This window comes from Pseudobutyrivibrio sp. YE44 (genome assembly GCF_900104335.1).
Lineage (GTDB): Bacteria > Bacillota > Clostridia > Lachnospirales > Lachnospiraceae > Pseudobutyrivibrio.
On record NZ_FMXT01000005.1, the window covers coordinates 28,832 to 41,553 of the forward strand.

General features: G+C 38.7%; 14 protein-coding genes. All 14 read left to right on the plus strand.

All coding sequences use genetic code 11. The features are described from left to right. The first annotated feature begins 19 nt into the window (after positions 1 to 19). The 14 genes from BLR54_RS08920 (at position 20) to BLR54_RS08985 (ending at position 12,721) form a co-directional block, all read left to right on the plus strand. Positions 20 to 1,192 carry a CpaF family protein gene (locus tag BLR54_RS08920; protein WP_090420197.1) on the plus strand — a complete coding sequence of 391 codons (1,173 nt, stop codon included), beginning with the start codon at positions 20 to 22 and terminating at the stop codon, positions 1,190 to 1,192. A gap of 8 nt (positions 1,193 to 1,200) precedes the next feature. Further along, the gene (locus BLR54_RS08925; RefSeq protein WP_143008418.1) at positions 1,201 to 1,896 is read left to right on the plus strand and encodes a type II secretion system F family protein; all 696 of its coding nucleotides are present in this window, start codon (positions 1,201 to 1,203) and stop codon (positions 1,894 to 1,896) included. A gap of 15 nt (positions 1,897 to 1,911) precedes the next feature. Beyond that, positions 1,912 to 3,135, plus strand: coding sequence for a type II secretion system F family protein (locus BLR54_RS08930; protein ID WP_090419806.1), 1,224 nt, complete (start codon positions 1,912 to 1,914; stop codon positions 3,133 to 3,135). Positions 3,136 to 3,163: 28 nt separating this feature from the next. Next, entirely contained in the window at positions 3,164 to 3,343 is a 180-nt protein-coding gene (locus BLR54_RS08935) for a Flp1 family type IVb pilin (protein ID WP_176761905.1), read from the plus strand. After that, positions 3,343 to 4,845 carry a DUF5702 domain-containing protein gene (locus BLR54_RS08940; protein ID WP_090419809.1) on the plus strand — a complete coding sequence of 501 codons (1,503 nt, stop codon included), beginning with the start codon at positions 3,343 to 3,345 and terminating at the stop codon, positions 4,843 to 4,845. Before BLR54_RS08935 ends, BLR54_RS08940 begins: the two co-directional genes overlap by 1 nt. A 339-nt stretch (positions 4,846 to 5,184) precedes the next feature. Continuing rightward, positions 5,185 to 5,856 (plus strand): hypothetical protein, encoded by a 672-nt coding sequence (locus tag BLR54_RS08945; protein ID WP_143008419.1) that lies wholly within the window; start codon positions 5,185 to 5,187, stop codon positions 5,854 to 5,856. Between the two features lie 18 nt (positions 5,857 to 5,874). Continuing rightward, on the plus strand, positions 5,875 to 6,312 hold the full coding sequence (locus BLR54_RS08950) for a prepilin peptidase (protein WP_090419816.1): 438 nt from the start codon (positions 5,875 to 5,877) through the stop codon (positions 6,310 to 6,312). Next, entirely contained in the window at positions 6,309 to 6,527 is a 219-nt protein-coding gene (locus BLR54_RS08955) for a hypothetical protein (RefSeq protein ID WP_090419819.1), read from the plus strand. The genes BLR54_RS08950 and BLR54_RS08955 overlap by 4 nt, the downstream gene beginning before the upstream one ends. A 2-nt stretch (positions 6,528 to 6,529) precedes the next feature. After that, complete coding sequence (locus BLR54_RS08960) at positions 6,530 to 7,669, plus strand: DUF6382 domain-containing protein (RefSeq protein WP_090419822.1); 1,140 nt, start codon at positions 6,530 to 6,532, stop codon at positions 7,667 to 7,669. Between the two features lie 115 nt (positions 7,670 to 7,784). Further along, positions 7,785 to 10,352 carry a preprotein translocase subunit SecA gene (gene secA / locus BLR54_RS08965; protein WP_090419825.1) on the plus strand — a complete coding sequence of 856 codons (2,568 nt, stop codon included), beginning with the start codon at positions 7,785 to 7,787 and terminating at the stop codon, positions 10,350 to 10,352. Between the two features lie 161 nt (positions 10,353 to 10,513). Continuing rightward, positions 10,514 to 11,314: a class I SAM-dependent methyltransferase gene (locus tag BLR54_RS08970; RefSeq protein ID WP_090419828.1), complete on the plus strand. Its 801-nt coding sequence runs from the start codon at positions 10,514 to 10,516 to the stop codon at positions 11,312 to 11,314. Positions 11,315 to 11,383: 69 nt separating this feature from the next. Continuing rightward, positions 11,384 to 11,554, plus strand: a complete 171-nt coding sequence (locus BLR54_RS15040; protein ID WP_207645281.1) for a hypothetical protein — start codon at positions 11,384 to 11,386, stop codon at positions 11,552 to 11,554. A gap of 96 nt (positions 11,555 to 11,650) precedes the next feature. Next, positions 11,651 to 12,001 (plus strand): type II toxin-antitoxin system HicB family antitoxin, encoded by a 351-nt coding sequence (locus BLR54_RS08980; protein ID WP_207645282.1) that lies wholly within the window; start codon positions 11,651 to 11,653, stop codon positions 11,999 to 12,001. A gap of 222 nt (positions 12,002 to 12,223) precedes the next feature. Continuing rightward, positions 12,224 to 12,721 carry a QueT transporter family protein gene (locus BLR54_RS08985; RefSeq protein ID WP_090419831.1) on the plus strand — a complete coding sequence of 166 codons (498 nt, stop codon included), beginning with the start codon at positions 12,224 to 12,226 and terminating at the stop codon, positions 12,719 to 12,721. Position 12,722: the final 1 nt, after the last annotated feature.

Genomic DNA, 12,722 nt, shown 5'->3' on the forward strand with positions numbered 1-12,722 from the left:
AGAGATACGTCAATCTACCATGAACAAAATAGATCTTAGTTTTGACGTATCAGATGAAGAATTAATACAAATCATCAGGAATGAGATTGTAGCAAAATCAAAGGAATATCCTATATCTTTGGTGGAAAGGAAAAACATCGAAAGTCATGTGTTCAACTCCCTAAGGAAGTTGGATGTTCTGGAGGATTTGCTAGCTGATGAAGAGATAACAGAAATAATGATTAATGGTCCTGACAATATTTTTATAGAGAAAAAGGGCCAGGTAATACATTCCTCTGAGCATTTTTCCTCAGAGGAAAAGCTGAATGACATTATTCAAAGTATAGTGGCAAACAGCAACAAAATAGTCAATGAATCAAATCCTATAGTGGATACCCGACTGGAGGACGGAAGCCGTGTAAACATCGTGCTTAAGCCTGCGGCGGTGGATTATCCAATTCTATCTATAAGAAAATTTCCGAAGGAACAAATGACCATGGAAAGATTGAGGGGCTTTGGTTCTATTGACGGGGAGCAAATTGAGTTTTTAAAGAAGCTGGTGGAAAGCGGATATAACATCTTTGTATCAGGAGGAACGGGTAGTGGAAAAACTTCTTTCCTTAACGCGCTAGGGGAGTACATCCCAAATGATGAGCGTGTAATCACAATAGAAGATTCCGCGGAACTACAGCTTAAAAATGTGGAAAATTTGGTGCGCTTAGAAGCACGAAATGCAAACCTAGAGGGAAAAAACGAAATCAGTATACGAGATTTGTTGAAGTCCGCTCTAAGAATGCGACCAGACAGAATAATCGTTGGTGAATGTAGAGGAGGCGAGGCATTGGAGATGCTTCAGGCTTTCAATACAGGACACGATGGAAGCTGCTCTACAGGGCATAGTAATTCTTGCAAGGATATGCTTTCAAGATTAGAAACTATGGTTTTGATGGGTGCGGAAATCCCTCTTCCAGCCATTAGACAGCAGATTGCATCTGGTATAGACATCATAGTCCAGCTTGGAAGATTAAGGGATAAGAGTAGAAAGCTTCTAGAAATATGTGAGGTTGAAGGGATAGAGAATGGTGAAATTAAACTAAATCCTCTGTATCAATTCAAGGAGCTTGATGAGAAAAATGGAAGGATAATTGGCGAATGGCAAAAGACAGGAAGCTTAATTCATACCGAAAAGTTAATAGCAAATGGAAGGGCTTAACTTCCTACATGCCTTTATTACAGGGGCTAGGAATAACCATATTAATTGCCTTTTTGTTTTATAGGTCAATTATTGGAATGTTGGTAGGAGTATTTATTATTCCTTTTTGGTGGAAGCTTAAACAACAGGAAATGCATGAGAAAAGAGTTGCTAGAATAGCTCTTGAGTTTAAAGAGTATATGATGCTCATAGTTTCTGGTTTGCAGGCTGGTTATTCCTTGGAAAGGGCCGTGAAACAAGGGGAAGAAGAGCTGGTAAAGCTCTACCCTAAAGATTCAGTTTTAGCTGGACCAATTCATATTATGAATCGAAAGCTAACCATGAATGTTCAGCTGGAGAAGGCTTTTGATGAGTTTGCAAGGGAGATTGAATTGGAGGAAGCAATAAGCCTATCGGAAATAATCTCCTTTGCTAAAAGATCTGGTGGAGATTATGGCCGACATATTCGAGAAACTGCTTTGAAGATAGAGGATAACCTTTCAATAAAGCAGGAGATTGAAACCATAACAACAGAAAAGAGACTTGAATTAAAGGTAATGAGTGTTATGCCTATGGGAATTCTTGCCTATATTTCTCTGACCTCAGAAAGCTTTATAGCACCTTTATATGGCAATCCTCTAGGGGCGGCGGTAATGACAGTTTGTTTGCTAGCCTATGGCTTCTGCATTTCTCTTGGAAAAAGAATAATTGATATAAAGGTTTAATGCTAGGAGGAAATCTTGTTTAAGAATCAGGAATTAACAAAGAAACAGATAGTAGAAATATTGCTGGTGATTTTGGTAATGGGAGTATTGCTTCTTGTATCCGACTATATCAAAGCCAATTATAAGTTTGATGGAACTATTGAAAGAAATCAGGCTGGTGAAGGTTCTTCAACAGAAGACTTAAGATTAAGTTTTTTAGATGAAAAGCAGGAAATGACAGTTGAGGTTTCAGACAAGAGACTCTCTAAAAAGCAGATAGATAAAGCCTTTTCCAAGGCAATAAAGGAAATAGATAAAACTTATCTGGGAGATAACAAATCAGCTAATGATGTTACAACGGATTTAGACTTAAGAACCTCCTATGTAGATGGATTAATTGAAGCCCAGTGGAAATTTGATATCTATGGAATCATTGGAAATAATGGAAAGCTTCGTGATGAAAATATCCCTGAGAAGGGAGAAATAGTCAACGTGACGGCACTTCTTTATTACGAGGAAGAGGAATGCATATATAGCTTTTCTGTGGTGGTAAATCAAAAGAGCCTGGATACCCTGGAGGGCCAGCTTGCTGCTATTAATCGAGAAGTAGAGTCCATAGATGAAAACACTAGAACAAAATCTAGTTTGAAGCTACCTGGTGAAGTAGAGGGCATGGACCTTGTTTGGAAGAAAAAGATGGATTACAGGGGGCTTCAGCTTATTTTGCTTGGTTTTGCAGCAGTAGGTGCAATCCTTATAGGCAAAAGAAGAGATGCAGCTAAGGCTGAGAAGGAAGCTATCGAGGCAAAGGAAAAGGATTATCCAATGATAGTGTCTGAGCTTTCAATATTGATGGGTGCAGGCATGAGTTTTAGGAAAGCGTTAGAACGTATTTCTGCCAAGTATCTTGCCAGTGTGAAAAATGGTGGAGAAAAGAAAGCAGGCTTTGAAGAAATTGTAAAGACCTATCGAAAAATGATAGACGGTTTAGGTGAAATCCAGGCTTTAGAAGAACTGGGTAAAAACAGCGAAAGCAAAGAATATAGAAAGCTTTCCATGATGCTAATACAGAACTTGAGAAAGGGTTCAAAGGAACTGATTTCATCCTTGGAAAAGGAAGAGAAATACGCCTTTGAAATGAGAAAGCAAAGAGCACTAAGGGCTGGTGAGGAAGCATCAACAAAGTTATTACTTCCAATGGCAGGAATGCTTGGAATTGTAATTGTGGTTTTAGTAGTGCCAGCAATAATGCAGTTATAAAAAAGTTAAAGAAAGTAGAGGTAAAAAAATGAATTATTTAATGAATAAGGTAAAAGGATTTGTAGTAGAAGAGGATGGAATTGGAACAGTGGAAATGATCTTAATTTTGGTTGTCCTCATCGGTTTAGTATTAATCTTCAAGGATAACTTAAACCAGTTAGTGGAGAGCTTGTTCAAGACAATTAAGGCTCAGGCAGGTCGAGTGTAGTGAGAAAGAAGGTAAAGGGTTCTTTATCAGTTTTCTTTGCAATGATAATGGTGGCAGTGATGGGGCTTATGTTCACCATGAGCGAATGCATCAGGCTATATGAGCTCCATGATTTTGCTACCGAGTATACGGAGATAGCCACTGAAAGCGTATTTTCTGAGTACAATCCTTATCTTTGGACTAACTACAAGATACTTGCTATCGATTTGGGATATGGAACAGAAAATATTGGCCCTGGAATGTTGGAACAAAAAGCACTTGATTACTGTAAGTATAATTCCAGCGTTGAGTCTGGACATAACTATGCAAGGCTGACAGCTGAAACAGCTTATGCTAGCAAATACGCACTTCTTACAGATGAGCAGGGACAAGGCGTGGTGACACTTGGTGTGAAGGCCGCAAAGGAGGGCATGGCAGCCCAAGTGATAGATGGAATACAAGGCCATATAGACAGTATTAATAACATAGAGAAGGTTCCAGTAGAGGAAAAAGCAAAAAATGGAAAGGCGTCTTTACAAGAAGCAAAGACTGCAAATGCTAATGCCAGGCAGTCGGCAGCAGATGATGACGATCCAAACACTAACCCAGAGGATTATCCAGAACCGGAAGATGTGGAGGATAATCCTTTGGATGCCTTTGATGTGCTTAAAGAATCCTTTTCAAAGGGAGTTTTATCTACAGTTACAGAAGTGGATAAGCTCTCAGAAGCTGAGATAAAAGTGGAGAATATGCCCTCCCATAGAGAATTAGAAAAAGGAACAATGGTATTGGCCACAGATGAAAATCTCATAGATAAGGCATTGTTTATAGATTATTTACTTACAAATTATGGATACTTTGGGCATGACTTAAAGCATGATGGTCTTAAATATGAGGTGGAATATCTATTATCTGGAAAGGAAACAGACACCCAGTGTTTAGCCAGTGTGGTTGAGCAGATTATGCTTGTTAGAGAGGCTGCAAATTATGCCACCATATTGAGTAGTCCCACCATGGTGGCGGAGGCAGAGGCGATTGCAGCAGTAATAGCTGGATTTTCAATGAACCCAGCAATTGTTGAACTGGTGAAATATGCAATTATAGCTGCCTGGGCTTATGCAGAATCCACCCTGGACCTTAGATTAATATTAAGCGGTGGCAAAGTAGCTCCCGTAAAGACTGTTGACCAGTGGACCTCAGATGTTTGGCATTTATCTCAGGTGGGAAATGTAAATTTCAAAGCGAAAGATTGCGGAGTTGGTCTTAGTTATAAGGAGTTTTTAATGGCATTTCTGGCCCTTAGATTCAACTCAACTCTAGCCATGAGAGCCTTAGATGTAATGGAAAATGCTTTGAATTCTACTGAGGACTACAAATTAGTAAAGATGGATAACATGCTTTGGGCTGCAGATATTGAGATGGGATATAGCGGAAAAGAAATGTTTTTATCTCTTTTTAATAGTAGTTCAGCAAAAGATGAGGGTGACTATTATATTGTGAAAAACAGGTATTTAGCATATTAATCTTTAGAAAGGAGGTATAAAAAGGTGTCTCTTATAAAAAAGCATTATCAAACGAATTCCAGCTCAAATGCGCCGAGCTGGATGAGTAGTCCGCCAACTACTCCCTTTAAACGAACTAATATCAAATACAAAAGAAAGGTATTTAATCATAGTCAACCATATATACATACCCTTAAAGAGATACCTCTTTATGCCTCCTTCAGAAAGGCAAGCTATACCATTGAAGCGACGGTAATACTGCCTTTGTTTATCACCTTAATGATATTTGGGATGTTCACATTCAGGTTGCTACAGGTTCAATCAGGGGTACAGAAATCAATAAACTTCGCTAGTCGAACAATGGCAGTTACCCTGGGAAACGTAGCAAATTCAGGAGAATCTGATAAAGATGTGGATACTTCAGAAGAAGATCCAACCATAACAGGGGAATTATCAGAGGCGGCATTGATGGCGTCCACTGTAGCTTTGGCAGGAGTAGAAATAGTAAAAAATGATGTACCTATAGAGTTTGTGGATGGAGGACCAATAGGGTTTAATTTCCTAAGCTCATCTGTAGAGGGTAATTATATTGATCTTCGGGTGTCCTATCAAATGACCTTCCCTATAGGTCTATTGGGGAATTATTCCTTTGATGTTGACCAGAGAGCCCGATGTAGAAAATGGGTAGGTTATGACAACGCGGAAAACACAACTGATGCCAGATACGTGTTCATAACCGATAAAGGTGAGAGATATCATACAAATTATAATTGCACATATTTAAATCCTAGTGTTCATCGTCTTCCAAAAGACGAGATAGATGAAGCTAGAAATAAAAGTGGAGCAATATATTATCCATGTGAAAAATGTAAGAAAACAAAGGCTCTTGGCTTTTACTTTATCACTGATTACGGCACTGCCTATCACATGGATGTTAATTGTAAAGAGATAAAACACAACATAAAAAAGGTTTTATTAGAAGAGGTTGAGGATAAGATGGCCCCTTGCAGTAAGTGTTCTGCGGGGCATTGATATTAGGAGTTTGAGTATATGGAAACATTTGGATTACTTTGTTTGTACATTCTTGCTACTTATGAGGATTTGAGAAGCAAACAGGTTAGATTAATAGAAATAGCTATATTTGCGGTGATAGGAATTATTCTTAATGTGATTATGAAACCATATCCTATAACAAGTGTTTTAGGAGGAGTTTTAGTGGGAGGATTAGTGTATCTGTTTAGTGTCATTTCCAAGGAAAAAATAGGAAAAGGTGATGCGCTAATCATTATGGTGACAGGTCTATATCTTGGATTTATGAACACCGTTTTAGTGGTTTGGCTGTCATCTATTATGGCTGCCTTGGTTGGAGCATTGTATATCAATAGAAAGTATAAAAGTCTTGATTATGAAATGCCATTTATGCCCTTTATGTTAACAGGGTATTGCATCCTCTATGTAATAAATAAGCTTGGAGGATTATTCGGATGATTATAAACAAAAGTCTAAAAGCAAGTTACACGGTAGAGGCTACTGTGGTCATAAGTCTATGCCTCATTTTATTTAGTAGTGCAGTCGTACTGTCATACGAAATTTTTAAAGAGACGTTAGATTATGTAGCATACAAACCAAGCGCTTTTGACCCAGTAAAGACATTTAGAACAAAGGAAGGAATTGTTGGCATTTTCAATGCCATAAGGGATTAATTATGGAAATACAATATAAAAGGCAACATAGCGACAGTTTTATGGTTGTGGATGCCGTTGATACACTTTCATCCTATGAAGAAAAAATGATAGAGGAAAATGCCATTGAACATTTGCTGGAGATGAAAAAGGTAAGTGTCAATGGAGTTCTTCAATACAACTACAATATTTCTAGAAAGGAAAACCTAGAAGATTATTTGGAGTCACATGATTTCACGCTAGAACTGTTTAAAAGGATTTTACTAAATCTTCAGTTGGCATACGAAGAATTAGGAAAGTATCTTATTAACGAAAGGCATATTTGGTTAAGCCCAGAAACTGTCTATTTTGAGAAGGCTGCTGAAGCTTTTAAGTTAAGTCTTTGCTACTATCCAAAGGATATGGGAAGTGTTCAGGAGCAATTCCGTAAGATTATGGAATATGCAATTAAGAAGGTCCCAAGCTCCGATAGAGAATTTGCAGCAATGCTTTGTGAAGCATATGACTTAACCTTAAAAGAAGATTACACTCTAGGAGAAATTCTAGATAGTCTTCAGCAGGACCAGGAAGAGTGTCCTGTAGTGCAGCAAATTAATCTTCGAGACGAGGAACCTAGCCTTAGGACGTCTGAATTAACGGAAGAATGTGATGTGGAAATGACAGGATATTATCTTGAGGATGATTTTTCGGATGTTAACGAAGCTGACTCAAAGGGTCCAAAAGGTTTGATTAATAAAATGCAGCAGTTAGCAAAAGGTGTATTGTTTAAGAAAATTGAGTTCAAGGATGATTTTAAAGAAGAGAGAGAAGACTTTGTCTTTGATCCTGATTATGAGTATGAAGAAAGAACTGTTCTTTTGTCTGAAACAAAGCCTTGTGGCAAGCTTGTATATGATGGTTTAAATCAGGAAGATGATTTTCTGGTAACAAAGGATGTTTTTAGGATTGGGAAATCAAAATCCTGTGATGCAGTTCTTCATGCTCCAACAGTAAGTGGAAACCATGCAAAGATAACTCGTGAAGGGGATGATTATTATTTGACAGACTTGAATTCCACCAACGCCACATATATCAACGAGCAAATTCTACCTTATCGTAAGGCTGTAAAGCTTAATATCTCCGATAAAATCAGATTTGCTAATGTTGCCTACACCTTTTTTTGACATTATAGCTAAAGTGGTTTCAAAACCTTATCAAATCATTGTGAAAACCGCCACTTTCTGTTAAAATAGATGCAGTTTGTGGGCTAATGCCCAAGTAGGTTAGGAGATTAAAATAATGAGCATTATTGATAAGGTGTTTGGTACACATTCACAGCGAGAGCTTAAGAGAATTAAGCCTATCGTAGATAAAATAGAATCATATAAGGATGCTATGGGGGCTCTTTCAGATGAGGAGCTTCGTGGAAAGACAGTTGAATTCAAAGAGAGACTTGCAAAGGGTGAGACACTTGATGACATCCTCCCAGAGGCATACGCAACAGTCCGTGAGGCTGGTAAGCGTGCCCTTGGAATGGAGCACTTTAGAGTTCAGCTTATTGGTGGTATCATCCTCCATCAGGGACGTATTGCAGAGATGCGTACTGGTGAAGGTAAGACCCTTGTTTCTACACTTCCAGCATATTTGAATGCTTTGGAGGGCAAGGGCGTTCACATCGTAACTGTAAATGATTACTTAGCAAAGCGTGATGCTGAGTGGATGGGTGAGGTTCACCGTTTCCTTGGTCTTACAGTTGGTGTTGTTCTTAACGACATGACAAAGGAGGAGCGTCAGGCCGCTTACAATTGTGATATCACATACATCACAAACAACGAGCTTGGTTTCGATTACCTCCGTGACAATATGTGTGTTTACGAGAAAGACTTAGTTCAGCGTGGTCTTAATTACTGTATCATCGATGAGGTGGATTCAGTTCTTATTGATGAGGCGCGTACACCTCTTATTATTTCTGGTCAGTCTGGAAAGTCTACAAAGCTTTATGAGCTTTGTGATGTTCTTGCTCGTCAGATGAAGCGTGGTGAGGATCTTCCAGAATTCTCTAAGATGGACGCTATCATGGGCGTTGAGAGAAATGAAACTGGTGATTTCATCGTAGATGAAAAAGACAAGGTTGTTAACCTTACAGCAGACGGTGTTGCAAAGGTTGAGCAGTTCTTCCACATTGAAAACCTTGCAGACCCAGAGAATCTTGAAATTCAGCACAACATCATCCTTGCACTTCGTGCTCATAACCTTATGTTCAAGGATCAGGATTATGTTGTTTCAGATGGTCAGGTTATGATTGTTGATTCATTTACTGGCCGTATTATGCCAGGTCGTCGCTATTCTGATGGTCTTCATCAGGCTATCGAGGCTAAGGAGCATGTTGAGGTTAAGCGTGAGTCTATGACTCTTGCTAGCATCACCTTCCAGAACTTCTTCAATAAGTATGACAAGAAGGCTGGTATGACAGGTACTGCTCTTACAGAGGAGCAGGAGTTCCGTGATATCTACGGAATGGACGTTGTTGAGGTTCCTACAAACCGTCCAATCCAGCGTATCGACCACGATGATGCTGTTTACAAAACAAAGAACGAAAAGTACAAAGCAGTTGTGGAAGAGGTTAAGAAGGCTCACGAAAAGGGTCAGCCTGTTCTTGTTGGTACAATCGATATTGATATTTCAGAGCACGTTTCAAAGCTTCTTCGTAGAGAAGGAATTGAGCACAACGTATTGAATGCTAAGTTCCACGAGAAGGAAGCTGAAATTGTAGCTGAAGCTGGTAAGCATGGTGCCGTTACCATCGCCACTAACATGGCTGGTCGTGGTACTGATATTAAGCTTGACGAGGATGCACGTGCAGCTGGTGGTCTTAAGATTATCGGTACAGAGCGTCACGAGTCACGTCGTATTGACAATCAGCTCCGTGGACGTTCAGGTCGTCAGGGTGACGTTGGTGAGTCTCAGTTCTTCATCTCACTTGAGGATGACCTTATGAGACTTTTCGGTTCAGAGCGTCTTATCAGCATGTTCAACACCCTCGGCGTTCCAGAAGGAGAGCAGATTAAGCACAAGATGCTTTCAGATGCTATCGAAAAGGCACAGAAGAAGATTGAGGAAAATAACTTCTCAGCTCGTAAGAACCTTCTTGATTACGATCAGGTTATGAACGAGCAGAGAGAGCTTATTTATGCACAGCGTCATAGAGTACTTATGGGCGAGGATATGCATGATCAGATTCTTGGCATGATTAAGGATAAGGTTGATGAGTGTGTTGAGAAGACTATTCCAGATGATGTAGAGAAAGAGCTTTGGGAACTTCCAGAATTAAATCACTTACTTTGTCCTGTAATCCCAGTTCCAATGATGAATCAGCTCTCTATCCAGAATATTAAGAGCAAGAAGGAACTCAAGGAAAAGCTTACAGAAATTGCACTTAAGATGTACGATGCAAAGGAAAAGGAATTCGAACAGCCAGAGCAGTTCAGAGAGGTTGAGCGAGTTATCTTGCTTCGAGTTATCGACCGCAAGTGGATGGAAGAAATCGACGATATGGAGCAGCTCCGTCAGGGTATTCGTCTTCAGGCTTATGGTAACCGTAACCCAGTTGATGAGTACAAGGCAGCCAGCTATGATATGCTTGATGCTATGAACGCAGCTATTATCAACGATACACTTACAATGCTTTACAGAATTCGCATCGAGAAGAAGGTAGAGCGTGAGGAAGTAGCCAAGGTTACTGGAACAAACAAGGATGACTCAGCTACCCGCGCACCAAAGAAGCGTGCAGATAAGAAGGTCTTCCCTAACGATCCATGTCCATGTGGAAGTGGTTTGAAATATAAACAGTGTTGTGGCAGGCATTAATAAAATCAAAACTTGATTTTGATTTTTTAATGCTACGACACATCCTCTTTGCCGAAGGCAATCATGTATGGATGTGTCTTCCCGCTAGCCTTAAATAAACTACATGTGATTTAGACAGAACCATCTCAATTATGAGGTGGTTCTTATATTATGAGGTATATATGAATCAATTAGAAGAGTACTATAACAAATTCAACGAAGACAAACGCTTAAACAGCCGTCATGGCATTATGGAATTCACAGTTACCATGAAATATGTCCATAAATACCTTGAAAAGCTTGCAGATGAAACTGGAAAGTCCAAGTCAGAGATTCAAATATTGGATATTGGTGCAGCCACCGGTGGATACAGTATCCCTCTTTGGGAAGAAGGCTATGATGTTACAGCTGTTGAGCTTGTAAAGCATAATCTTGGTATGCTGAAAGCCAAGGGCACAGGCGTAAAAGCTTTCCAAGGAAATGCTCTTAAATTAAAACGCTTTGAAGCAGATAGCTTTGACTTTACCCTTTTATTTGGTCCAATGTATCATCTTAAAACTAGAGAAGAACAGCTTCAGGCCCTTAACGAAGCAAAGCGTGTTACACGTCCAGGTGGTTACATTCTTGTTGCATATGTAATGAACGAATATGCATTCCTTACATATGGAATCAAGGAAGGGCATGTCCTTGAAAACATTTCAGATGGTAAGCTTGACGATACCTTCCACGTTCGCCCAGGCGAGGATGACCTTTATATGTTTATGCGTACTGAGGATATCGAAAGTCTTAACGCAGAAGCAGGTCTTGAACGTATGCAAATCATTTCTCCAGACGGTCCTGCAAATCATATGAGAAGAGAAGTTAATGCGCTCACAGAGGAGCAGTTTAAACAGTTTATAAATTACCAAATGTCAGTGTGCGAGCGAGCAGATTTATTAGGTGCAAGCGCACATACTGTAGACATATTAAGGAAGGATATATAGTGTTTTAGGGTGTTTAAAAATTTAAGAAAGGATGTTATAATGCAACTAGAAAATAGTTGCAATTTTTAAATGCCAAAGAAAAAAGATTTAATAGAAAAACTATTTAGAAAGCCATATCCAAGAAACTTTACAGTTAGAGAGTTGGATATGTTAATGAATAAATGTAATTGTTCAAAATTTCAGGGTGGTAGAGGATCAGGAATAGGATATTATCATGAAAAAACTGGTAGAATGCTTTAGTTTGATGGTCCTCATCCAGGAAAAGAATTATATAAATATCAGATTGATATGATTAAAAGATATATAGAAGAAATTGGAGAAAAGGAGGTGTAATGCATGAAGTCAGATATGATGAAGTATAAAGGATATCGAGCTACAATAGCTTACGATAGAGATGACAACATTTTTTGGGGAGAGGTTTTTGGAATAAAGGATAGCTTGGGATTTCATGGAACATCTATTAAGGAACTGGAAGAATCGTTTCACAATTGTATTGATAATTACCTTGAGACTTGTGAGCAATTTGGAAAGACTCCAGAAAAAGAATACTCTGGAACATTTAATGTTAGAACTTCACCAACAATTCATGAGAAAGCTTCCATATATGCTGCTGAGCATGGTGTAACATTGAATCAAGTTGTTACAATGGCTATGGAGACCTTCCTTGCAAAAGGATTAGCCTATTAGTTGCACAATATGCATAAAAACTTAATGTCGAATCTGTACACTTTGTATATTTGCCCAATAGAAGATTTTAAAAATCATGATATCCTATAGGAGTTACAAGAAATGAGTTTATAGGAGTATTATCATGAATATATTTAGAGAGTTATTTGATAGTGAAAACGGAACATTAATGACATTTATTGATTATTTAAAGAGTGGATATCTTAACTAAGGGACATTATTATGAATAATAAATCTAATGTTTTAAAAATTACACAGGGAGCTATGATTGCTGCACTTTACGTGGTGCTTACATGGGTAGCAAATGTTCTTGGTCTTGCAAATGGTGCCATTCAGGTTAGATTTTCAGAAGCACTTTGTATTTTACCAATATTTACACCAGCAGCCATCCCTGGCTTATTTGTTGGATGTCTTATTTCAAACATCATAAATGGATGTGTAATTTGGGATATTATTTTCGGAAGCCTTGCAACTCTTATTGGTGCAGTTGGAACCTATCTTCTTAGAAAGACAAAGTTCTTTTTTACACTGCCACCAGTAATTGCAAATATGGTGATTGTACCATTCGTTCTTCGCTATGCATATATGTCAGAGGATACATATTGGTTTATGGTAGTGACAGTTGGTATCGGTGAGGTTATCAGTGTATGCATACTCGGTTTTATCCTTAAAACAGTACTTGATAAGAATAAGAGAGCAATCTTTGGTCAGGAAAACTAAA

What these genes read in the sequence shown, in the direction of transcription:
- BLR54_RS08920 (WP_090420197.1), top strand. Translation starts at nt 20, where the DNA reads ATGAACAAAATAGATCTTAGTTTTGACGTATCAGATGAAGAATTAATA.
- BLR54_RS08925 (WP_143008418.1), top strand. Translation starts at nt 1,201, where the DNA reads ATGCCTTTATTACAGGGGCTAGGAATAACCATATTAATTGCCTTTTTG.
- BLR54_RS08935 (WP_176761905.1), top strand. Translation starts at nt 3,164, where the DNA reads ATGAATTATTTAATGAATAAGGTAAAAGGATTTGTAGTAGAAGAGGAT.
- BLR54_RS08945 (WP_143008419.1), top strand. Translation starts at nt 5,185, where the DNA reads ATGGCAGTTACCCTGGGAAACGTAGCAAATTCAGGAGAATCTGATAAA.
- BLR54_RS08950 (WP_090419816.1), top strand. Translation starts at nt 5,875, where the DNA reads ATGGAAACATTTGGATTACTTTGTTTGTACATTCTTGCTACTTATGAG.
- BLR54_RS08955 (WP_090419819.1), top strand. Translation starts at nt 6,309, where the DNA reads ATGATTATAAACAAAAGTCTAAAAGCAAGTTACACGGTAGAGGCTACT.
- BLR54_RS08960 (WP_090419822.1), top strand. Translation starts at nt 6,530, where the DNA reads ATGGAAATACAATATAAAAGGCAACATAGCGACAGTTTTATGGTTGTG.
- secA (WP_090419825.1), top strand. Translation starts at nt 7,785, where the DNA reads ATGAGCATTATTGATAAGGTGTTTGGTACACATTCACAGCGAGAGCTT.
- BLR54_RS08970 (WP_090419828.1), top strand. Translation starts at nt 10,514, where the DNA reads ATGAATCAATTAGAAGAGTACTATAACAAATTCAACGAAGACAAACGC.
- BLR54_RS15040 (WP_207645281.1), top strand. Translation starts at nt 11,384, where the DNA reads ATGCCAAAGAAAAAAGATTTAATAGAAAAACTATTTAGAAAGCCATAT.
- BLR54_RS08980 (WP_207645282.1), top strand. Translation starts at nt 11,651, where the DNA reads ATGAAGTCAGATATGATGAAGTATAAAGGATATCGAGCTACAATAGCT.
- BLR54_RS08985 (WP_090419831.1), top strand. Translation starts at nt 12,224, where the DNA reads ATGAATAATAAATCTAATGTTTTAAAAATTACACAGGGAGCTATGATT.